We start from the raw sequence: 20,651 nt of genomic DNA on the forward strand, positions 1-20,651 counted from the left end.
CGAAAGGCATCTTCCACAGCGGCAAGTAGGCCCCATCGTCCCCCCACCCCCACAAACCACAGACACTTTTCAGTCGCTGCCCGGCACCGGCAGCGGCAGCTCCGTCCACACGGTTTTGCCCTCCCGGGTGTGGCGGGCGCCCCAGCGGTCGGTGAGTTGGGCCACCAGGAGGAGGCCGCGGCCGCCCTCGTCCGTGCTGTGGGCGCGTCTGAGGTGGGGGGCGGTGCTGCTGGGGTCGGAGACCTCGCAGATCAGGGAACGGTCGCGGATGAGCCGGAGGGTGATGGGGGTGCCGCCGTACCGGTAGGCGTTGGTGACCAGTTCGCTCACCACCAGCTCGGCGGTGAAGGCCAGTTCCTCCAGGCCCCATGCCGTGAGCTTGGCGGCCGTGACCTCGCGCGCCTCCGCCGCGGCGGTCGGTTCGGCGGGCAGTTCCCAGGAGGCGACGCTTTCCGGTGGCAGCGCGCGCGTACGGGCGACGAGCAGGGCGACGTCGTCCCGCGGATGGACGGGCAGCAGCGCGTCGACCGCCGCCTTGCAGCACTCCTCCAGGCGGCGGGCAGGCCGCTCCAGCGCTCCGCGCAGCAGCGCCAGCCCTTCGTCGAGGTCCCTGCTGCGTACCTCCAGCAAGCCGTCGGTGTAGAGGGCCAGCAGGCTGCCCTCGGCGAGTTCGAGTTCGACGGATTCGAACGGCAGGCCGCCCAGTCCGAGCGGCGGTCCCGCGGGCAGGTCGGGCAGGGTCATGTGCCCGTCGGGGTCGACCACGGCGGGCGGTACGTGGCCCGCGCGGGCGATGTTGCAGCGGCGGGAGACCGGGTCGTACACCGCGTAGAGGCAGGTCGCGCCGATGACCTGCGGACTCTCCGGGCCCCCGCCGGCCGACTCCTGCTCCTCGGCGAGGCGGTGCACGAGATCGTCCAGATGGGAGAGCACTTCGTCGGGTGCGAGGTCGAGGTTGGCCAGCGTGTGCACCGCCGTGCGCAGCCGCCCCATCGTGGCGGCGGCGTGCAGTCCGTGTCCGACGACGTCGCCGACGACCAGGGCGACGCGAGCGCTGGAGACCGGGATGACGTCGAACCAGTCGCCTCCGACGCCCGCCGCGGGGTCGGCGGGGAGGTAGCGGTGGGCGACCTCGACGGCCAGCTGTTCGGGCAGTTCGCGCGGCAGCAGACTGCGTTGCAGGGTCAGTGCGCCGAAGTGCTCCTGGGTGTAGCGGCGGGCGTTGTCGATGCAGATGGCGGCGCGGGAGACGAACTCCTGGGCCAGTACGAGGTCGTCCTGTTCGAACGCCTGCGGCCGCTCGGCCCGCCAGAAGCTCACCAGGCCCAGCACCAGGCCCCGGGCGGCCAGCGGCACCACGATCAGCGAGTGGGCGCCCAGACTCAGGGCCCGCTGCGAGCGTTCGGGGTCCTGGATGTACCAGCCGGTGCTGTGGGCGAGGTCCGGTTCGAGGATCGGCTGCTGCGCGGTGAGGCACTGGGCCTGGGGCGTCCCGGGAGCGAAGCGGAACACCTCGCCCACCGGGTACATCACGTCCAGCCCTTCCGGTACGACGGACCGTACGGCCGTACGGTGCACCGGTACGTACGTCCCACGGGTGGGGTCCTGGCCACGGGTGACCGGCTCCAGCAGGTCCACGGAGACCGCGTCGGCGAGGTCGGGGACCGCGACCTCGGCGAGTTCCCGGGCGGTCTGCGAGACGTCCAGGGTGGTCCCGATGCGCGCGCTGGCCCGGTTGAGCACCGCCAGCCGGTGCTGGGCCCGGTGCCGGTCGGTGACGTCTTCCACCATTTGGGTGACGCCGAGCACCGTGCCGGAGGCGTTGCGCATGCGGAACGCGGACACGGAGACCACCCGTTCATGGGCGGGGTCGGCCCGCAGGCGGCACGACTGCTCGGTGAAGATCAGCGGCTCGCCCGTCTCCAGCACCCTGCGCAGCCGCTCCTCGATGGTGGCCACGTCCTGGCTGATCAGGAAGTCCTCCATGCGCAGGCCCCGGTGCGCCGCGGCGGGGCGCCGGCTGATGCCCGCGATGGCGCGGTTGATGCGCAGGATGCTCAGGTCGGGGGCGTGCACGGCCAGGCCGATCGGTGAGCGCCGGAACAGGCCGTCCAGGACCGAGCGGTCGATCTCCCACTGGGCGACCTCCGCCGCGGGCGCGGCCACGACGAACCACTCGTACCGGGAGTCGCCTCGCTCGACGGGGCGCACCCGCAGGCCCAGCTCGACGCGCTGCCCGTCGCGGTGCCGGACGGCCAGGAGGCCGGACCAGCCGCCCTCGCGCCGTGCCACCGCGACGGCCTCCGCGGCGGCGGGCCGGCCGTCCTCGTGGAGCAGGAACGCGTCCGCCCGCTGCCCGAGCGCCTCCCGCGCCGGATGGCCGAGCAGGGCCTCGGCGCGCTCGCTCCAGCCCACGACGGTGCCCTCGTCGTCGAGCACCGCCGAAGCGGCCCGGCTCAGCACAAACGGGTCCTCCGGCCGCTCGGTGAACTCCGGCACCGGTGCGTCCATCGCTTCGCCCCTTCGACTCGCCGACCGGGCCCTGCGCCGTCGTCCCTACGGCGACTCCCCAGGGTGACCCCGAGATCATGGATTGAGCAGCTGAGCCCAGTATCGTTTCGCCCCGCCCGCCCCGCGCCCCGGGCGGCGAGCGGGGTGCCCGGTTCACTCGGCCGGGTGGGTGGGGCGGGTGGGGGAACGGGAGCTGTGCGCCACGCCGGGGGAGGGTAGACGGGGCGCGGACGCGGGTGCCGGGGTTGGAGCCGGGCCGGGGCCGGAGCCGGAGCCACCCTGGGGTTACCCGGAAACCGCGCCCTGACGCGCACGATGAGCCGCGGCATCGAGGCGGTTGCCGCACAGCGCGGGCGTGCAGTACCGGCGCCGGCCCGCCTTGCCCGTGCCGACGCACATGCCGTCGCACGTGGGCGAAGCACAGGGGCGGATGCGGTCGTGGGACAGGGCGCGCAGGACGCCGAGCAGGCCCGCACCGGTCACCGCAGCCAGTTCGTCGGCCGGTGAGGCGTGCGGTCCGGTACGGCATACCACCGTCGGCCGGCGAGGCGGGCGGCCCGGTACTGGCATACCACCCCCGGCGGCCGTCCGCGTCGCGCTCCACGGACATCTGCACGGCCGCCCGTTTGAGCAGGGCGTCGGTGCCGTCGGCGACGCGGTCCTCGCTGCCGGACTCCAGGAGGGCCCGCAGGTCCCGGCGCAGTGCGAGAACGTGTTCCAGGTCCGCCCCGGTCGGGCGGCGCCCGGTGCCGTGTCGGCGAGGGGAAGCCAGTGTGCGACGAGGGAGCGGCCGCGTTCCCGGCCGGGGTGGCGGTCAGCGGTGCCGGCTGCCCGTCAGCCGCAGCACCGTGACCGAGTACGCCGGGAACGTGTGGGTGAAGTGCGCGCCGAAGCCGTTCAGGGGGACGGAGCGGGGTGCTACGGCGGTGGGGGCGGTGAGTGTGTTGGTGGCCTCCGGGCCTGGGCCAGTGAGGATGTCGGCCTGGCCGGTGGACGCGATGCCGGGTATGCCGTCGATCCGTACGGGGACGGTACGCGGCGTGCCGCCGGTGTTGACGACGGCGATGCAGAGCCGTCCGGTGCGGTGTGCGTACGTGGTGACGGTGCTCAGACCCGGCAGGGCGCGGGCCCGGGTGGGCAGTACGGTGTCGCCCCGGTGGGTGCGCAGCAGTTGCTGTGCGTAGGAGCTGGGTGAGTGGTAACTGGTCAGGCCGTCGTACGCGATGAGGTTGGTGGCCCAGGTGTTGTCGCGGACGTGGCTGAACAGGGGCGCGTAGCACTCCATCACCACGTGGTCGCTGTTGCGGATGATGCCGGTGAGCCAGGCGGCGTCGCCGAGGGCGGCCCGGAGGTTGGGGGTGGGGCGGCCTTCCTGGGCGGCCCATTCGCCCACGAAGACCTTGGGGGTGGTGCGGTCGCGCCGGTCGTAGAGGTGGGAGCCGGCCGCGAAGGCTGCGGGTGAGCGGTAGTAGTGCTCGTCGATGAGGTCGTAGGGGCGGCTGTGGACGGGGGTGGTCGCGATGAGTTTCAGGTGCGGGTACGCGCGGGTGAGGGCGTCGTGGAAGGCCGCGTAGCGCTCCTCGTAGGAGCCGGAGGTGTCGAACCAGTCCTCGTTGCCGATCTCCACGTACGTGAGCGGGTACGGCGCGGGGTGGCCGTCGGCGGCGCGCCGGGCGCCCCAGGGGGAGGTGGCGGGTCCGGTGATGTACGCGATCTGGTCGAGCGCGTCCTGGACGAAGGGCCGCAGGGCCTCGCCGGTGACGTGCTCGCCCTGGAGCGAGTAGCCCGCGTACACGCACAGCACCGGCTCGCAGTCCAGGTCCTCGGCCATCTGGAGGTATTCGGGCAGGCCGAGTCCGTCGGTGGACCAGTAGCCCCAGGCGGAGTTGCGGTGGCCGGGGCGCTGTTCGACGGGGCCGATGGTCTGCTTCCAGTCGAAGCGGTCGGCGATCACGTTGCCTTCGAGGTAGTTGCCGCCGGGGAAGCGCAGGAAGGCGGGGCGCAGCGCGGCGAGGGCGGCCATCAGGTCGGGGCGCAGGCCGTTGGGGCGGTCGCGGTGGGTGGGCGGGAAGAGGGAGACCTGGGAGAGCCAGAGGGTGCCCGTGGTGCCGGTGGTGCCTGCCGTGGTCAGCGTCAGGCGCGCGTCGGTGGTGTGCGGGGCGGTGGGCGGGGTGCGCAGGGCCAGGTCGTAGCGGCGCCAGTCGCGGCCGGGGGCCGGGGCGGCGGCGCGGGCGTACACGGTGCCGTCGGTGCCGGTGAGGGCGAGGGTGAGCGGTCCGGTGGCGCCGTCGGCCTTGGCGAAGTACGAGGCGCGGTAGGTGGTGGCGGGGCGTACGGGGATGCCCCAGAAGCCGCTGTTGGCCGTGCCGGAGCCGGGGCCGCGCACGGTGATCCGCAGGGACCGGGTGAGGGCTTCGTTGAGGGGCGCGGTGGGGTCCAGGGCGATCGTGGCGCCGCCGAGGGCGCTCCAGTGCAGCGGGGTGCGGGGGTCGGCCATGAAGCTGCGGTTGTTGACCAGTTCGGCGTACAGGCCGCCTTCGCCGCTGTGGTTGATGTCCTCGAAGAAGATGCCGCCGAGCCGGGGCGGGACGGCGGGGCCGGGGCGGCGGGCGTCGATGGTGAGCAGCGGCGTGGTGTCCCGTTCCGGTACGCCGGCCAGCCGGGCGGCCTGTGCGCCGGTCAGCGCGGTGTCGTAGCAGCGTACGTCGTCGATGTCCCCCTGGAAGTGGTCCGCTTCGGCGCCGGCGAACAGGCCGCGTCCGACGGTGGTGGCGCCGGTGGCCCGCCAGCCTCCGGGGGCGGGCGCTTCGCCTTCGAGTACGCCGTCGACGTACAGCCGTAAGAGGCCCGCCGCCGCGTCGGCGACGCCCGCGAGGTGGTACCAGCGCCCTGTCTCGGGGGCGGAGCCCGCGCCGGCGATGGCGGCGGCGCCGTTGGCGTCGGTGGCGTCCTTGGGCAGGCGGGTGAAGGCGAACGTCTGGGTGTCGTCGCGGAATTGCAGGTAGCAGGCGCTGACGGCGTTGCCGTCGAGGGCGACGGCGGTGCGGTGGCCGCTGGTGGTGGTGAGGCGGACCCGGGCGGTGAGGGTGAAACCGTGCGCGGTGTCGACGGCGGGTCCGGCGGCGGTGGCGCAGGCGCGTCCGGTCAGGGCGAGGCCGTGGCCGGTGTGGCCGTCGCCCCAGGCGGCTCCGCCGCGCAGGGTGAGGGTGCGGCCGTGGCCCGAGCGGTCGGCGGCGGTGGTGCCGCGGCCTTCCTCGAAGGCCCAGTGGGCGACGGGGGTGGGCAGGCCGGGTCCGGCGGCCGCGGCGGCGGGCGGTGCGGCGCCGGTGCGCAGCGCTTCGGTCAGGGCCGTTGCGCCCAGTGCGGCGATCACGGTTCTTCGTCCGGGCCCGCCCGGGACCGTTCCCGGGCGCTGGTCGTCGTCGCTCGCCATGAGGTACCCCTCCACTCCACTGTGTACGGGATATCGAACGCCGTGCGGCATACCGCCCGGCCTGCGAGGGAGGATGCGCCCCGCGGGCCGCCGCGTCAACACCCGTCACACGGACCGCGCGTGAACCGCTCCGGCCGAACGCAGCAGTCCGCCGCGCCCCCATTGACACCGGCCGGCAGTGCTCACTACGGTCACGCCACCATTTCGGACGCGTGACGAAATATCGAACACGATGGAGGGTCAGCTCCCGTGCGCATCACCGGTATCAGCACGCACGTCGTCGGCACCCCGTGGCGCAACCTCACCTACGTACAGGTGCACACCGACGAAGGCCTCACCGGCGTCGGCGAGACCCGGATGCTGGGCCGCACCGACGCCCTGCTCGGCTATCTGCGCGAGGCGGCGGAGCACCACGTCACCGGCTCCGACCCGTTCGCCGTCGAAGACCTGGTGCGGCGCATGAAGTACGGCGATTACGGGCGCGCCGGGGAGATCGTCATGTCCGGCATCGCCTGCGTGGAGACGGCGTGCTGGGACATCAAGGGCAAGGCGCTCGGCGTGCCGGTGTGGCAGCTCCTCGGCGGCCGGGTGCGCGAGCGCGTCAAGGCGTACGCCAACGGCTGGTACACCACCGAACGCACGCCGGAGGGGTACCACGCCGCCGCCCGCGCGGTGGTGGAGCGCGGGTACCAGGCGCTGAAGATCGACCCGTTCGGCACCGGGCACCTCGAACTCGGCCCGGCCGAGACCCGTTACGCCGTCTCGCTCATCGAGGCGGTACGGGACGCGATCGGCCCGGACCGGGAGCTGATGGTGGAGATGCACGGACGGTTCAGCCCGGCCACCGCCGTACGGCTCGCCCGCGAACTGGCGCCCTTCGGCCCGGCGTGGCTGGAGGAACCCGTACCGCCGGAGAACCTCAAAGCGCTGGCCAAGGTCGCCGGGAAGGTGGACACGCCGATCGCGACCGGGGAACGCATCCACGACCGGGCCGAGTTCCGCGAGCTGTTCGAGACGCAGGCGGCCGACATCATCCAGCCGGACGTGGGCCACCTCGGCGGCATCCTGGAGACCCGCAAGCTCGCCGCGACCGCCGAGACGCACTACCTGCTGCTCGCCCCGCACAACGTGGGCGGCGGGGTGCTGACCGCGGCCTCCCTCCAGCTCGCGGGCTGCACCCCCAACTTCAAGATCCTGGAGCACTTCAACGACTTCGCCGACGCGGGCATCAAGCAGGTGGTCAAGGGCGCCCCGGAGGTGGTGGACGGTTACTTCACCCTGCCCGACACGCCTGGTCTCGGCGTCGAACTGGACACCGAGGCGGCCGCCGAGTTCCCGCAGCGGCCGGCCCGCTTCGACCTGTGGGCCGAGGGGTGGGAGCGGCGCGATCCGGACGCCGGGCGCCGGTGACCGCCGTCACCGCGCCCGCCCGTACCCGTTCGGTCCTCGTCGAACGGCCCGGCAGCCACCGCCTGGTGAGCGCTCCCACCCCCTCCCCCGGCCCCGGCGAGGCCCTGGTGCGGGTGGCGGCGGCGGGGCTGTGCGGCAGCGACCGCGAGGTGTACGACGGCGGGCGGCCCGCACCGTACGTCCGCTATCCGCTCGTGCCCGGACACGAGTGGTCGGGGACGGTCGCGGCGGTCGGCGACGGCGTGCCGCCCGGCCTGGTGGGCCGTAAGGTCGTCGGCGAGAACTTCCGTACCTGCCTGACGTGCGAACGCTGCCGGGCCGGTGACACCTCACTGTGCGCGGCCGCTTACGACGAGACGGGCTTCACCCGGCCCGGCGCGTTCGCGGACACCCTGGTGGTGCCCGCCCGGCTGCTGCACCCGCTGCCCGACGACGCCGACCTCGCGGCCGCCGCGCTGCTGGAGCCGGCCGCGGTGGCCGCCGCTGCGGCGCTGGCCGCCCACGCGGTGCCCGGCGACCGGGTGGCGGTCCTGGGCGCGGGCACCCTCGGGCTGCTGGCCGTACGGTTCCTCGCCGCCGTCTCCCCCGTCGAACTGATCGCCGTGGACCCGCGCCGGGCACGCGCCGAACAGGCCCTGGCCATGGGCGCCACCGGCACCCGCTCCCCCGGCGAAGCAGCCGGCGGATTCGATGTGGTGGTCGAGACCGCGGGCGCCCCCGGCACCGCGGCAGCGGCGGCGGAACTCACCCGCCGGGGCGGCCGGGTGGTCCTGGTCGGCCTGCCGGGGACGGCCGCCCGGGGGCTCGATCCGGTACGGCTGATGACCGGCCACCTCACCGTACGCGGCGTCTTCGGCGCGCCGTCCGCCGCCTGGACCCATGCGGTACGGGCGTTCGCCACGGGCCTCCTGGACCCGGCGCCCCTGATCACGCACGCCTTTCCGCTGGAGCGCTGGGGCGAGGCCGTCGCGCTCGTGGGCGGCGGCGATCCGACGGTGGGGAAGGTCCTGGTGCGCCCGGCGGCGTGAAGGCCTGCGCGTCCCGACGGTACGTCCGGCACGCCGAACATCCCCCAGCCGTCCCCGACCGTCCGGCACAGCGAACAGCCCCCGGCCATCCCCGACCGTCCGGCATTCCGAACATCCCCCGGCATCCCGAACGAGGAGCCCCATGCCCAAACCCATATCCACGCCCGAGTCCATATCCACGCCCGAGTCCGAGTCCGTCCCCCTCTCCCTCCCCCTCCCCGTCCGCCACCCGGCGGACAGCGCCCTCGCCCCGCTCGGCCACGCCGCCCCCGCCGACGACCCCGCCGACGCCTCCCCGTACGCGTTCCCCGACGGCGGCACCTGGCGCACCGAAGTGCCCTCCGTGGAGGGGCCGGAGGTGCTGGCCGCGGTCCTCGCGGAGGCCGGGCGGCTCGGCGTGCCCGTCCACCGTGTCAGCCAGGGCAGCGGCGTCTGGATGCTGACCGACACCGAGATCACCGACATGCTCGACGCCTGCGCCGCGCACGGTACGGAGCTGTGCCTGTTCACCGGGCCGCGCGGCACCTGGGACGTCGGCGGCGGCGCCGGGCCGCGCGCCCGGGGGCAGGAGGCGGTGGCCGGCTGCGTCGAGGACGCGCTGCGCGCCACCGGTCTGGGCGTGCGCTGTCTGCTCGTCGCCGACGAGGGCGTGCTGTGGCTGCTGCACCGGCTGCGCGCGGCCGGCACCCTGCCCGCCGGGACCACCTTCAAGGTCTCCGCGCTGATCGGGCCGGCCAACCCGGCGTCGTACGAGATATACGAGCGGCTCGGCGCCGACTCCCTGAACGTGCCCAGCGACCTCACCCTGGCCCAGCTCACCCAGATCCGCCGTGTCTCCCGCGCCCCGATGGACTTCTACGTCGAGTCCCCCGACGACCTGGGCGGCTACGTACGGATGTACGACGTGGCGCAGCTGGTGCGGCGCGGCGCGCCCCTGTACCTGAAGTTCGGGCTCAGCCGCTCCCCCGCCCTCTACCCGTACGGGGCACAGCTGCGCGCCGCCGCCCTGGACTGCGCGCGCGAACGGGTGCGGCGCGGGCGGCTGGTGCTGGACCTGCTGACCCGGCTCGGTGCCGACGGCCGCATGTCGCCGCCCGGCTCCCGCCTGCCGGGCGAGTTGCGCCGCTTCCCCCTACCCGGGGAGGACGCGCGATGACCTCCCCCTCGCACGTCCCCCGCCGGACCGCGGTGGCCGCGGCGCTCGCGCTGGGCCTCGGGCTGGCCGGCTGCGGGCAGGAGGCCGAGGGCGGCAGCCGCTACCGGCCGAAGGGCACCGGCAGCACCGTCGGCATCGCGATGCCGACCAAGTCCTCCGAACGGTGGCTGGCCGACGGCCGCCACATGGCCAGGGAGTTCGCGGCCCGGGGCTACCGGACGGACCTCCAGTACGGCGACGACCGGGTGGAGAACCAGGTCGCGCAGGTGGAGAACATGGTCGCCAAAGGGCACCGGCTGCTGGTCGTGGCGGCGATCGACGGGTCCGCGCTCACCGACGTACTGAGCCGCGCCAAGGAGTCCGGGGCCGCGGTGATCTCGTACGACCGTCTGGTGCTCGGCACCCCGGACGTCGATTACTACGCCTCCTTCGACAACGCCCGCGTCGGCCGCCTCCAGGGCCGCTACATCGCCGACAAGCTGCGGCTCGACGCGCGCGAGGGCGAGCGGTTCACCATCGAGCTGTTCGCCGGGTCGCCCGACGACAACAACACCACGTACTTCTGGAACGGCGCGCTGAGCGTCCTGCGCCCGTACCTGGACCGCGGCCGGCTCGTGGTGCGCAGCGGCCAGACCGCGCTGAACCAGGCGACGACCCTGCGCTGGGACGGCGGCACGGCGCAGAAGCGGATGGACGACCTCCTCAGCAAGCACTACGGCGCCACCCGGCTGGACGCGGTGCTGTCCCCGTACGACGGCATCTCCATCGGCGTCATCTCGGCCCTGAAGAGCGTCGGTTACGGGACCGCCGGCCGGCCGTACCCCGTCGTGACCGGGCAGGACGCGGAGCTGGCGTCCGTGAAGTCCATCCTGGCGGGGCAGCAGACGCAGACCGTCTACAAGGACACGCGCAAGCTCGCACGGCAGGCGGTGCTGATGGGCGACGCCGTGCTGCACGGCAGGAAGCCGCGGGTCAACGACGCGAAGACGTACCACAACGGCGCCCGGGTGGTGCCCGCCTACCTCCTGGACCCGGTCAGCGTGGACCGGCGCAACGTCCGCATCCTCGTCGAGGAGGGGTACCTGAAGGCCGCCGACCTGGGCGGTGCCCTGTGAGCGGGCGCGGGGCCGGTGCCGGGGACGCGCCGGTGCTGGAGATGCGCGGCATCACCAAGACGTTCGGCGGCGTCACCGCGCTGGACGACGTACGGCTGACCGTACGCGCCGGGGAGATCCACGCCGTCTGCGGGGAAAACGGTGCGGGCAAGTCGACCCTGATGAAGATACTCAGCGGGGTGTACCCGCACGGCAGTTACGCGGGGGAGAGCCGCTTCGACGGGGTGCGGTGCGCGTTCCGCGACATCCGGGCCGGCGAGCGCCGCGGCATCGTCATCGTCCACCAGGAACTGGCGCTCGTGCCCTGCCTGTCGGTGGCCGAGAACATCTTCCTCGGCAACGAACGGGCCCGGCGCGGCATCGTCGGCCGGTACGAGACGCTGCGGCAGGCGTCCGTGCTCCTGGAGCGGGTGGGCCTGACCGAGGACCCGCGCGCCCGCGTCGCCGGTCTCGGCGTCGGCAAGCAGCAGTTGGTGGAGATCGCCAAGGCGCTGGCCAAGGACGTCCGGCTGCTGATCCTCGACGAGCCGACCGCCGCGCTCGACGACACCGACAGCGACCACCTGCTGGACCTGGTGTGCCGACTGCGTGACCAGGGCGTGGCGTGCGTGCTGATCTCGCACAAGCTGGGCGAGATCCGGCGGGTCGCGGACACCGTGACGGTGCTGCGCGACGGGCGCACCGTGGAGACGCTGACCGTACGGGAGCGGCCCGGCGCCCCGCCGGCCGTCCCCGAGGAGCGCATCATCCGCGCCATGGTCGGCCGGGACCTGGACCGGCGCTTCCCGCCGCGCGCCCGCTACACGGGGCCGGACGCGGGCGAAGCGGCGCTCGCTGTCCGGGGCTGGACCGTGCACCACCCCGTCGACCAGCGGCGCAAGGTGGTGGACGGCGCGTCCCTGCACGTACGGCGCGGGGAGATCGTCGGCCTGGCCGGGCTGGTGGGCGCGGGCCGTACCGAGCTGGCGATGAGCGTCTTCGGCCGCTCCTACGGGCGGTACGCGGGCGGCACGGTGTGCCTGGGCGGCCGGCCGGTCGTGCTGCGTACGGTGCCGCAGGCGGTGGCGCGCGGCCTCGCCTACGTCACGGAGGACCGCAAGACCTACGGCCTGAACCTCCTGGACACCGTGCACCGCAACATCTCGCTGGCCGCGCTGGACCGGCTGGCCCGGCGCGGCGTGGTCGACCGGCACGCGGAACGGCGGGCGGCCGAGGACTTCCGTACGTCGCTGGGCATCAGGACCCGCACGGTCTTCGAGCGCGTGGGCCGGCTCAGCGGCGGCAACCAGCAGAAGGTCGTACTGGGCAGGTGGCTGCTGGCGGATCCGGACGTGCTGATCCTCGACGAGCCGACGCGTGGCGTGGACGTGGGCGCCAAGTACGAGATCCACGCGCTGATCGGGCAGCTGGCGGCCCGCGGCAAGGCGGTCCTGCTGATCTCCTCCGAGCTGCCCGAACTGCTGGGCCTGTGCGACCGCTGCTACACGATGGCGGCCGGCCGGGTGACCGGCGAACTGACGCGCGCGCAGGCGTCGCAGGAGGCGCTGATGCGCCTGATGACCGTCGAGCCGCCGCTTCCGGCTTCCCGGGAGCCGCTGGCCATCCGCCCCTTCCCCACGGACGAGAGCTGAGGCGCCCATGACCACCGCAGTCCGACCGTCCGCCGAGCATCCGGCAGGCCCGCCGTCCGGCGCGGGGCCCGGTCCGTCGGCCGGCGCCCTGCTGCTGCGGGCGCTGCGCGGCAACGTCCGGCAGTACGGCATGATCATCGCGCTGGCGGCCATCGTCCTGCTCTTCCAGGTGTGGACCGGCAACGCGCTGCTGCTGCCCAACAACGTCTCCAACATCGTCCAGCAGAACAGCTACATCCTCATCCTCGCCATGGGCATGATGATCGTGATCGTGTCCGGGCACATCGACCTGTCCGTCGGATCGCTGGCCGCGTTCGTGGGCGCCGTCGCCGCCGTCCTGATGGTGCAGCACCAGGTCCACTGGGCGGCCGCGCTGCTGCTGTGCCTGCTCATCGGCGCGGCGGCCGGCGCCTGGCAGGGGTTCTGGACCGCCTACGTCGGCATACCGTCCTTCATCGTCACCCTCGCCGGCATGCTGCTGTTCCGCGGCGCGACCCAGATCGTCCTGGCCGGGCAGTCGCTGTCCCCGTTCCCCGGCGCCTTCCAGGACCTCGCGCAGGGCTTCCTGCCCGAGATGGGGCCGTACACCCGCTACCACAACCCCACCCTGGTGATCGGGCTGCTCGTGGTGGCCGCGTTCCTGCTGCGCGAGCGGCGTGACCGGCGGCGACGGGCCGCGCACGGGCTGGAGGTGCTGCCGCGCTCCCTGTGGCTGCTCAAGTGCGCGGCCGGCACGGCGGCCGTGGCGGCCTGCACGCTGACGCTGGCCAGTTACCACGGCGTACCGGTGGTGCTGCTGATCATGTGCGCGCTGCTGCTCGGGCTGGGCTTCGTGATGCGGGACGCGGTGGTCGGCCGCCATGTGTACGCCCTGGGCGGCAACCGGGCGGCGGCCCGCCTGTCCGGCGTCAAGGACGCCCGGGTCACGTTCCTGGTCTTCGTCACGATGGGCGTGCTCGCCGCCCTGGCCGGCTGCGTCTACGCGGCCCGCCTCAACGCGGGCACCCCGCAGGCGGGCATCAACTTCGAACTGGAGGCCATCGCGGCGGCGTTCATCGGCGGCGCCTCCATGAGCGGCGGCATCGGCACCGTCTTCGGCGCGGTCGTGGGGGCGCTGGTGCTGGGCGTACTGAACAACGGCATGTCCCTGGTCGGCATCGGCACCGACTACCAGCAGCTCATCAAGGGCCTGGTCCTGCTGGCCGCGGTCGGCTTCGACGTGTGGAACAAGCGGCGGACCGGTACGTAGGGCCGCCGGCACGACCTGCCCGCGGAAGCGCGCCGGGGCCCTGCCGTCGTACGGCGGGGCCCCGGTGTGGCGGGTGGGTCGTCCCGTGGGCAGGTTACGCGGCGGGCAGCGCCGCCTCGTCCTGGACCGGCATCTCGGAGAGCACGGAATCATCCTCCACCCGGGCGCCCGGCAGCCGGTGCCGGGCCGCGATCAGCGCGGTGTCGACGTCGCGGGTGCCGGTGGAGACACACAGGGTGTAGGCGACGTCGTCCATCCGCTGCCGGACCTCCGGGCTCCCGTCGGCCGCGTTCAGCAGGCGCAGCGTCTCGTACTGCTCGACCAGGTCACGCAGTACAGCAGGGTGAGCCAGCAACATCAGGGGCCTCCTCGTTCGCCACCGTCATCAACAACTGCGCTCCGTGTACCCGGCCGTCCCACCCGTACGCCCCTGACTTTCCTGACCCGTCTCACCCGGCGAACTCAGGCTGCGCCGATCCCCGCCCCGCGTCCGGCACCACCAGCAGCGAGCCGCCGAGCGGTGAGCTGCCCGGCCCGCCGCGCGCCGTGGTCACGTACAGGTCCGTACCCGCGGCGCCGCCGAACGCGCAGGCCGTGGGACGGCCGACCGGCATCGGTACGACGCGTTCCAGCGCCCCGCCGGCGCTGTAGTGCCGCACCTGCGCGCCCTCGAACATCGCCACCCACACCCCGCCGTCGGCGTCCACCGTCAGCCCGTCCGGGTAGCCCGCCGTGTCCGCCGGCTCCTCGATCTCCACGAACGGGCGGCGGCCGGTCACCAGCCCGTCGTCCGTGACGTCGAAGACGTCGACGCGCCGGGTCGGGGTGTCGATGTAGTACATCAGGCGGCCGTCCGGGCTCCACCCGGTGCCGTTGCTCACCGTGACGTCCGACAGGACACGGGTGGCGTGGCCGTCCGGCGCGATCCGGGTCAGCGTGCCGCGGCCCGGTGCCTCGTCGTACGCCATGGTGCCGGCCCACAAGGAGCCGTCGGGCGCCACGGCGGCGTCGTTGCCCCGGCACCCTGCCACCGGATCGCGGTACAACCAGGTGAAGGCGCCCGCCGCGTCGTACGCGCCGACGCCGTCGCGCAGGTTGACCACCAGCCCGCCTCCGGCCCGGGGCTTGGCCGCGCCGACGTGCTCTTCGGTGGCCAGGACCGTACGGCGGCCGGTGACCGGGTCGAAGGTGTGGACGCGGGCGGAGAGGATGTCCACCCAGATCAGCCGGCCGGCCCGGGCGTCCCACGTGGGCCCCTCGCCGAGCCGGGCCGGCGCGGCGACCGCCACCTCCCAGGCCCTGCTCACGGCTGTCCCCGGTGACCGAGCCGCGCGGACAGCTCCCCGGCGCCCTTACGGGCCAGCCCGGCCAGCTCGGCGCACCGCTCCTCGCTCCACCGGATCATCGGCACCGACACACTGAGCGCCGCCACCACCCGCCCCGACCGGTCGCGTACGGGCGCGGCCACACAGCTGACGTCCGGGTTGGACTCGCGCTGCTCCACCGCGACGCCGCGGTCCCGGATCAGCGCGAGCTGGTCGCGCAGTTCCGCCGGTGAGGTGACGCTGTGCTCCGTCATCGCCGTCAGCTCCGCGTCCGCCGGGACGCGTTCGTCCAGCGCCTGCTCCGGCAGCGAGGCGAGCAGCATCTTGCCGACGGCGGTGCAGTGCGCGGGCAGCCGGCGGCCCGCCGCGGACACCATCCGCACGGCGTGCGTACTGTCCACCTTGGCGACGTAGATGACATCGGCCCCTTCGAGCAGTGCGACGTGCACGGTCTCCCCGCACGTCTCGGCGACCGCACGCGCCACCCGCTGCCCCTCGGCGGCCAGGTCGAGCTGTTCGGCGTACCGGCTGCCGAGCTGGTACGCCCGCACCCCGAGCCGAAAGCGCCCCGGCTGCTCCGGCACGTACGCGAGATAGTTGCGCGCCACGAGCGTACTGACCAGCTCGTGCACACTGGTGCGCGGCAGGCCGAGCCTTCGGGTGATGTCGGGGGCCGACAGCGTGCCGTCCCCGTCCAGGAAGAGCTCCAGTATGTCCAGCGCCCGCGTCACCGCGGGCACGAGCCGCCCCATGCGCTTCCGCCCTTCGTCCGCCCGAACCGCCCGGACCCACCGGGCGTTCGACATATCGACCACCTGCCGGTATTACGGACAGAGCCTAGGGGGCACCTCGGTCTTCGGCAACGGGGCGGTCGTCGGGGCTGTGCGGCGCGGTAGTGAGGGTCTATCAGACGGCCGTCCAGCTCGGCAGTGTCGTCGCGCTGCTCCTGGCCGTCGGCCTGATCACAGCGTTCGCCGCTCAGCTGGCGCCTTGACTGGGCCGGCGGGACAACACCCGGAATCTTCTGGGGCCCTCCGGGCACTTCCGGGGGCTACCGAGGGCTACTTGAGGGCTACCGGGTACTTTCGGTGATTTCCCGAGTGCCCGGCGGGTGTCCTCGGACGCCCCGGCGTGCGAGGCGGGCGGCGACGGAGACGCCGAGCAGGTCGTTCAGCTTTCCGCCCTGGAGCATCGTTCCTGATGACCGGGCCGGGCGCCTGCTCCAGCCGAAGGACCGCTCGCCGGCCCCCAGCCCCTGCGCCATGCGCAAGGTGACTTCGGCCGGTTCACGCGCGCACCCGGTGCCGGGCGTCACCCGCGCGCGGCTTCCTGGGGCACTGGAGAAGGGGCCACCAGCGGCCGGCGCCGGCAGAGTGCGGGGAGCATGACGAGCACACCGAGCACGGCGAAGATCAGCGGGACCACGAGCGCGAGGCGCAGGCCGTGCAGGGCCGCGGCGGAACCCTCGCCGGTGTTGGCGGCGTTGACCGCGGTCACGATGCTCAGGCCCAGGGCGGGGCCGACCTGGAAGGACGTGTTCACCAGCCCGCCGGCCACACCCTGGTCCGCGACCGGGACGCTGTCGGCGGCCGCCATCGTGAGCGGGCCGTAGGCCAGCGAGAAGCCCAGGCCGATCAGCAGGAAGGACGGCAGGAGCAACGCGACGTAACCGGTGTCGGCGGCGAGCAACTGCAGCAGCAGGTACGCGACGACGTCCGAGACCAGGCCCGCGAGGATCACCCGTTCCGCTCCGAACCTGCCCACCAGCGGCGCGGCGATGCGCGTCGAGAGGACCGCCGCGACGAGGCCGACCGGGCTGACGGCGAGCCCCGTCTCCATCGCGGACCAGCCGCGCAGCTCCTGGAGGTAGAGCGTCATGACGAAGAGGACGCCGATCCAGGCTCCGATCAGCGACATCGCGCCGATGTTCGCCCGCACCAGAGCGGGAGAGCGCAGCATGTCCAGCCGGACCAGTGGCGTCGTGGCCCGGCGCTGGAGCACGGCGAACAGCACCAGCAGCAGCGCCACGGCCACCAGCGAGACCAGCGTGCGCGCCGATGCCCAGCCCGCGGTCGGTGCCTCGACCAGGGTGAACACCAGGAGAAGCATGGTCGCGGTGACGGTCGCCGCACCGGCGATGTCGAAGTCCCTCGCGCCGCGTCCCGCGGGTGCCGAGCGCGGGATGACCCGTACGCCCCCGAGGAACGCCACCAGTCCGACCACGGCCGGTGCGAAGAACACCCAGCGCCAGTCGAGTTCGGTCAGCAGCCCGCCGATGACGAGCCCGAGCGCCATGCCCGTCGCACCGGTCGCCGTGAAGATCGACAGTGCTTTGTTGCGGGCCGGTCCTTCGGCGAAGCTGGTGGTGATGACGGAGAAGCCGGCGGGGGCGCTGAATGCGGCGGCGACGCCGGCCACGAACCGTGCGACGACGAGCACCGGGCCACCGGGCGCGGCTCCGCCGACCGCGGAGGCCACGACGAAGACCGCGAGCGAGGCGAGCAGCATCCTGCGGCGGCCGAGCACGTCGGCGGCCCGCCCGCCGAGCAGCAGGAACCCTCCGAACCCGACCACGTAACCGGTGATCACCCACTGCAGGGCGCTGGTCGGCATGCCGAACGCGGTGCCGATCGCCGGCAGTGCGACACCCTTCATCGAGACGTCGAGGGCATCGAGGAACAAGGCGCCGCACAGCACGGCCAGGATGCCGTAGGCCCGTGGAGTGAGCGTGGTGAACACCGCGGTCGGCGGGGGCGGAGCGGACATCGAGACCTCCGGAGGATGCCGGACCGATCGGTCCGTTATCGGCTGGAGCACAGCATGGCGGCGCCCCAAGTCGCTGTCAACGCACGGCCCGTTGGTTCGGACCGATCGGTCTGTTAGCTTGGCTCCATGCCTCGCACCCCCATGCCCGACGCTCGTGACCGCATCCTGGACGCGGCGGCCGACCTGTTCGACCGCTATGGGGTGCACGCCGTCGGCATGCGGCAGATCATCGACGAACTCGGCTGCGGCAAGCAGCTGCTGTACCGCGAGTTCGCCGGCAAGGACGCGCTGGTCGTGGCCTACCTCCAGCGCTGCACCGAGGACTGGGACCGGACCCTGGCCGGCGCGCTCGCGGCGGCGAGCACCCCCGAAGAACAGCTGGTCGAACTGATCCGCGCGGTGCAGAAGATGACGCCCGGCACGCGCGGGTGCTCCCTGCGCAACACGCACGCCGAGTTCCCGGACCCGGACCACCCGGCGCACCGGGTCTCACTGGAACACTTCAAGGCCGTCCGCGAGCAGCTGCGCGACCTGGCCCGCCGCACCTCGGCGCCGCATCCCGACCGGCTGGGCGACCGGATCATGCTGATCATCGACGGTCTGTACGCCAACGGCGCGGTCCTCGGGGAGACCGGAGCCGCGGCGGAGGCGGTGGACTTCGCCCGCGACGTGATCCGCGCCGAGACGGTGCCCGCCCCGCGGTAGCCCCGCCGGCGACGGGACTACCAGCGCACCCCGGCCGTGGGACGCCGACCCGCACCCATCAGCTCTTGCGGCCGCTCCAGGGGCTCTGCATATGCTGGGGCCGTCACGCTCAGTGACCTGCCGCCCTCCTGGTAGGTCCGCGAACTGGCCGGTCAGCGACAGATCTTCCACGTCCGCCCGAGGAGCCCCACATGAAGATGCTGATGAACGTCCCCGAGACCGTCGTCGCCGACGCGTTGCGTGGTATGGCGGTGGCCCATCCGGAGCTGGTCGTGGATGTGGAGAACCGGGTGGTGGTGCGGCGGGACGCGCCGGTCGGCGGGAAGGTGGCGCTGGTTTCCGGTGGGGGCAGTGGGCACGAGCCGTTGCACGGGGGGTATGTGGGGCCGGGGATGCTGGATGCCGCCTGCCCCGGGGAGATCTTCACGTCGCCGGTGCCGGATCAGATGGTGCGGGCCGCCGCGGCCGTGGACAGTGGCGCGGGTGTGCTGTTCCTCGTGAAGAACTACACCGGTGACGTGCTGAACTTCCGGATGGCGGCCGAACTGGCGGAGGACGAGGGTGTGCAGGTCGCCAGTGTGCTCGTGAACGACGATGTGGCGGTGACGGATTCGCTGCACACGGCCGGGCGCCGTGGCACCGGTGCCACGCTGTTCGTGGAGAAGATCGCGGGGGCGGCGGCCGAGGAGGGCGCGCCGCTGGACCGGGTGGCGGGGCTGGCGCGGCGGGTGGTGGAGGCGTCGCGCAGTTTCGGTGTGGCGCTCAGCGCGTGCGCGACACCCGCCAAGGGCGGGCCGATGTTCGAGCTCCCCGCCGGTGAGCTGGAGTTGGGTGTGGGCATGCACGGCGAGCCGGGGCGGGAGCGGCGGCCGATGATGACGGCACGGGAGATCGCGGACTACGCGGTGGACGCGGTGCTGGCCGACCTGAACCCCCGGCAGCCGGTGCTGGCACTGGTCAACGGGATGGGCGGCACGCCGCTGCTGGAGCTGTACGGGTTCGCCGCCGAGGTGCACCGGGTGCTCGCCGAGCGGGGTGTGCCGGTCGCTCGTACGCTGGTCGGCAATTACGTCACCGCGCTCGACATGGCCGGCTGCTCGGTGACGCTGTGCCAGGCCGACGAGGAGCTGCTGCGGCTGTGGGACGCGCCGGTGCAGACGCCGGGGCTGCGGTGGGGGCGCTGAGGCGTACACACTGGTGGCGGCGTTCACCCGCACAGGTGAGCCGGTGCAGGTGACGCCGTAGGCGCACGTACGACCAGAGGAGCAGTTCGTGTCCGAAACGGCACTGGATGCCGGGTTCTTCCTGCGCTGGATGGCGGCGGTCGCCGCCTCCGTCGAACGGGAAGCGTCCCGCCTCACCGACCTGGATTCCGCCATCGGCGACGCCGACCACGGCAGCAACCTCCAGCGCGGCTTCGCGGCCGTCGTCAAGACCCTCGAAGCCGAGCCGCCGGTGACGCCCGGTGCCGTGCTGACCACCGCGGGGCGGCAGTTGATCTCCACGGTGGGCGGAGCGTCGGGGCCGCTGTACGGGACACTGCTGCGGCGTACGGGCAAGGCGCTCGGCGAGGCCGGCAGCGTCACCGTCGGCGAGCTGCGTACGGCGCTGCGTGCCGGGGTGGACGCGGTGGCCCAGCTGGGCGGGTCCGCGCCCGGTGACGCGACGATGCTGGACGCGCTGGACCCCGGCGTCGAGGCGCTGGCCACGTCCTTCACCGCCGCTGCCGAGGCGGCCGGGCAGGGCGCGGAGGCGACCGTGCCGCTCCAGGCCCGCAAGGGCAGGGCGAGCTATCTCGGCGAGCGCAGCATCGGGCACCAGGACCCGGGGGCGGCCTCCTCCGCGCTGCTGTTCGCGGCGCTGGCGGACACGGCGGGCGAGGAGGTGGCCGAGTGAGCGGCGCGGAGACGTCGTACGTGGGCATCGTGCTGGTGTCGCACAGCGGGCCGGTGGCCGAATCGGTGGCGCGGCTGGCCGTCGGCCTGGCGGGCGGCAACGCCGAGGCGCCGGTGGCGCCGGCGGGCGGCACCCCGGACGGCGGCCTCGGGACCAGCGCGGAGCTGATCACCGAAGCGGCGCGGAAGGTGGACCGGGGCGCGGGCGTCGCGGTCCTGGTGGACCTCGGGAGCGCCGTACTGACCGTCAAGGCGCTGCTGGCCGAGGGGGACGAACTGCCCGCCGGCACGCGGCTGGTGGACGCGCCGTTCGTGGAGGGCGCGGTGGCCGCCGTGGTCACCGCTTCGACGGGCGCCGGCCTGGACGCGGTGGCGGCGGCGGCCGGGGAGGCGTACGCGTACCGGAAGGACTGAAGGGGCGGGTGGT

17 protein-coding genes are annotated in these 20,651 nt (G+C 73.5%); 10 read left to right on the forward strand and 7 right to left on the reverse strand.

Translation table 11 applies throughout. The features are described 5' to 3' along the window. Positions 1-69 precede the first annotated feature (69 nt). The 3 genes from AB0L45_RS28695 to AB0L45_RS28705 form a co-directional block, all read right to left on the reverse strand. Positions 70-2,511, reverse strand: coding sequence for a SpoIIE family protein phosphatase (locus AB0L45_RS28695; protein WP_365844916.1), 2,442 nt, complete (start codon positions 2,509-2,511; stop codon positions 70-72). Positions 2,512-2,796: 285 nt separating this feature from the next. Further along, positions 2,797-3,081: a CGNR zinc finger domain-containing protein gene (locus AB0L45_RS28700; protein ID WP_365844918.1), complete on the reverse strand. Its 285-nt coding sequence runs from the start codon at positions 3,079-3,081 to the stop codon at positions 2,797-2,799. 244 nt (positions 3,082-3,325) lie between these two features. Next, positions 3,326-5,944 (reverse strand): alpha-L-arabinofuranosidase C-terminal domain-containing protein, encoded by a 2,619-nt coding sequence (locus AB0L45_RS28705; RefSeq protein ID WP_365844920.1) that lies wholly within the window; start codon positions 5,942-5,944, stop codon positions 3,326-3,328. Positions 5,945-6,193: 249 nt separating this feature from the next. Between AB0L45_RS28705 and AB0L45_RS28710 the strand changes: the two genes are divergently transcribed. From AB0L45_RS28710 to mmsB, 6 genes are all read left to right on the forward strand, one after another. Next, a complete protein-coding gene (locus tag AB0L45_RS28710) occupies positions 6,194-7,354 on the forward strand; it encodes a mandelate racemase/muconate lactonizing enzyme family protein (protein ID WP_365844923.1) in 1,161 nt (386 codons plus the stop codon). Then, the gene (locus AB0L45_RS28715; protein ID WP_365844925.1) at positions 7,351-8,382 is read left to right on the forward strand and encodes an alcohol dehydrogenase catalytic domain-containing protein; all 1,032 of its coding nucleotides are present in this window, start codon (positions 7,351-7,353) and stop codon (positions 8,380-8,382) included. Before AB0L45_RS28710 ends, AB0L45_RS28715 begins: the two co-directional genes overlap by 4 nt. A gap of 142 nt (positions 8,383-8,524) precedes the next feature. Next, positions 8,525-9,538 carry a hypothetical protein gene (locus AB0L45_RS28720; protein ID WP_365844927.1) on the forward strand — a complete coding sequence of 338 codons (1,014 nt, stop codon included), beginning with the start codon at positions 8,525-8,527 and terminating at the stop codon, positions 9,536-9,538. After that, positions 9,535-10,653 carry a multiple monosaccharide ABC transporter substrate-binding protein gene (gene chvE, locus AB0L45_RS28725; RefSeq protein ID WP_365844929.1) on the forward strand — a complete coding sequence of 373 codons (1,119 nt, stop codon included), beginning with the start codon at positions 9,535-9,537 and terminating at the stop codon, positions 10,651-10,653. The genes AB0L45_RS28720 and chvE overlap by 4 nt, the downstream gene beginning before the upstream one ends. Before the next feature lie 41 nt (positions 10,654-10,694). Then, complete coding sequence (locus AB0L45_RS28730) at positions 10,695-12,284, forward strand: sugar ABC transporter ATP-binding protein (protein ID WP_365845125.1); 1,590 nt, start codon at positions 10,695-10,697, stop codon at positions 12,282-12,284. Positions 12,285-12,291: 7 nt separating this feature from the next. Continuing rightward, the gene (gene mmsB, locus AB0L45_RS28735) at positions 12,292-13,533 is read left to right on the forward strand and encodes a multiple monosaccharide ABC transporter permease (protein WP_365844931.1); all 1,242 of its coding nucleotides are present in this window, start codon (positions 12,292-12,294) and stop codon (positions 13,531-13,533) included. Between the two features lie 94 nt (positions 13,534-13,627). On the opposite strand, the gene AB0L45_RS28740 is transcribed toward mmsB, so the two are convergent. The 4 genes from AB0L45_RS28740 to AB0L45_RS28755 form a co-directional block, all read right to left on the reverse strand. After that, positions 13,628-13,891: a DUF5133 domain-containing protein gene (locus AB0L45_RS28740; RefSeq protein WP_365844933.1), complete on the reverse strand. Its 264-nt coding sequence runs from the start codon at positions 13,889-13,891 to the stop codon at positions 13,628-13,630. A 91-nt stretch (positions 13,892-13,982) separates the two neighbouring features. Then, a complete protein-coding gene (locus AB0L45_RS28745) occupies positions 13,983-14,840 on the reverse strand; it encodes an SMP-30/gluconolactonase/LRE family protein (RefSeq protein WP_365844935.1) in 858 nt (285 codons plus the stop codon). Then, a complete protein-coding gene (locus AB0L45_RS28750) occupies positions 14,837-15,610 on the reverse strand; it encodes an IclR family transcriptional regulator (protein WP_365844937.1) in 774 nt (257 codons plus the stop codon). The genes AB0L45_RS28745 and AB0L45_RS28750 overlap by 4 nt, the downstream gene beginning before the upstream one ends. 559 nt (positions 15,611-16,169) lie before the next feature. Continuing rightward, the gene (locus AB0L45_RS28755; RefSeq protein ID WP_365844939.1) at positions 16,170-17,624 is read right to left on the reverse strand and encodes an MFS transporter; all 1,455 of its coding nucleotides are present in this window, start codon (positions 17,622-17,624) and stop codon (positions 16,170-16,172) included. Between the two features lie 126 nt (positions 17,625-17,750). Between AB0L45_RS28755 and AB0L45_RS28760 the strand changes: the two genes are divergently transcribed. From AB0L45_RS28760 to AB0L45_RS28775, 4 genes are all read left to right on the forward strand, one after another. Continuing rightward, complete coding sequence (locus AB0L45_RS28760; protein ID WP_365844941.1) at positions 17,751-18,329, forward strand: TetR/AcrR family transcriptional regulator; 579 nt, start codon at positions 17,751-17,753, stop codon at positions 18,327-18,329. 191 nt (positions 18,330-18,520) lie between these two features. Then, the gene (gene dhaK, locus AB0L45_RS28765; protein WP_365844943.1) at positions 18,521-19,513 is read left to right on the forward strand and encodes a dihydroxyacetone kinase subunit DhaK; all 993 of its coding nucleotides are present in this window, start codon (positions 18,521-18,523) and stop codon (positions 19,511-19,513) included. A 130-nt stretch (positions 19,514-19,643) separates the two neighbouring features. Further along, entirely contained in the window at positions 19,644-20,225 is a 582-nt protein-coding gene (dhaL, locus tag AB0L45_RS28770; protein ID WP_365845127.1) for a dihydroxyacetone kinase subunit DhaL, read from the forward strand. Then, positions 20,222-20,638: a PTS fructose transporter subunit IIA gene (locus AB0L45_RS28775; protein WP_365844945.1), complete on the forward strand. Its 417-nt coding sequence runs from the start codon at positions 20,222-20,224 to the stop codon at positions 20,636-20,638. The genes dhaL and AB0L45_RS28775 overlap by 4 nt, the downstream gene beginning before the upstream one ends. Positions 20,639-20,651 lie beyond the last annotated feature (13 nt).

Origin of the sequence: Streptomyces sp. NPDC052496 (genome assembly GCF_040679095.1) — a bacterium.
GTDB lineage: Bacteria > Actinomycetota > Actinomycetes > Streptomycetales > Streptomycetaceae > Streptomyces.

What these genes read in the sequence shown, in the direction of transcription:
- AB0L45_RS28695 (WP_365844916.1), bottom strand. Translation starts at nt 2,511, where the DNA reads ATGGACGCACCGGTGCCGGAGTTCACCGAGCGGCCGGAGGACCCGTTT.
- AB0L45_RS28700 (WP_365844918.1), bottom strand. Translation starts at nt 3,081, where the DNA reads ATGCCAGTACCGGGCCGCCCGCCTCGCCGGCCGACGGTGGTATGCCGT.
- AB0L45_RS28705 (WP_365844920.1), bottom strand. Translation starts at nt 5,944, where the DNA reads ATGGCGAGCGACGACGACCAGCGCCCGGGAACGGTCCCGGGCGGGCCC.
- AB0L45_RS28720 (WP_365844927.1), top strand. Translation starts at nt 8,525, where the DNA reads ATGCCCAAACCCATATCCACGCCCGAGTCCATATCCACGCCCGAGTCC.
- chvE (WP_365844929.1), top strand. Translation starts at nt 9,535, where the DNA reads ATGACCTCCCCCTCGCACGTCCCCCGCCGGACCGCGGTGGCCGCGGCG.
- AB0L45_RS28730 (WP_365845125.1), top strand. Translation starts at nt 10,695, where the DNA reads ATGCGCGGCATCACCAAGACGTTCGGCGGCGTCACCGCGCTGGACGAC.
- mmsB (WP_365844931.1), top strand. Translation starts at nt 12,292, where the DNA reads ATGACCACCGCAGTCCGACCGTCCGCCGAGCATCCGGCAGGCCCGCCG.
- AB0L45_RS28740 (WP_365844933.1), bottom strand. Translation starts at nt 13,891, where the DNA reads ATGTTGCTGGCTCACCCTGCTGTACTGCGTGACCTGGTCGAGCAGTAC.
- AB0L45_RS28750 (WP_365844937.1), bottom strand. Translation starts at nt 15,610, where the DNA reads ATGGGGCGGCTCGTGCCCGCGGTGACGCGGGCGCTGGACATACTGGAG.
- AB0L45_RS28755 (WP_365844939.1), bottom strand. Translation starts at nt 17,624, where the DNA reads ATGTCCGCTCCGCCCCCGCCGACCGCGGTGTTCACCACGCTCACTCCA.
- AB0L45_RS28760 (WP_365844941.1), top strand. Translation starts at nt 17,751, where the DNA reads ATGCCTCGCACCCCCATGCCCGACGCTCGTGACCGCATCCTGGACGCG.
- dhaK (WP_365844943.1), top strand. Translation starts at nt 18,521, where the DNA reads ATGAAGATGCTGATGAACGTCCCCGAGACCGTCGTCGCCGACGCGTTG.
- dhaL (WP_365845127.1), top strand. Translation starts at nt 19,644, where the DNA reads ATGGCGGCGGTCGCCGCCTCCGTCGAACGGGAAGCGTCCCGCCTCACC.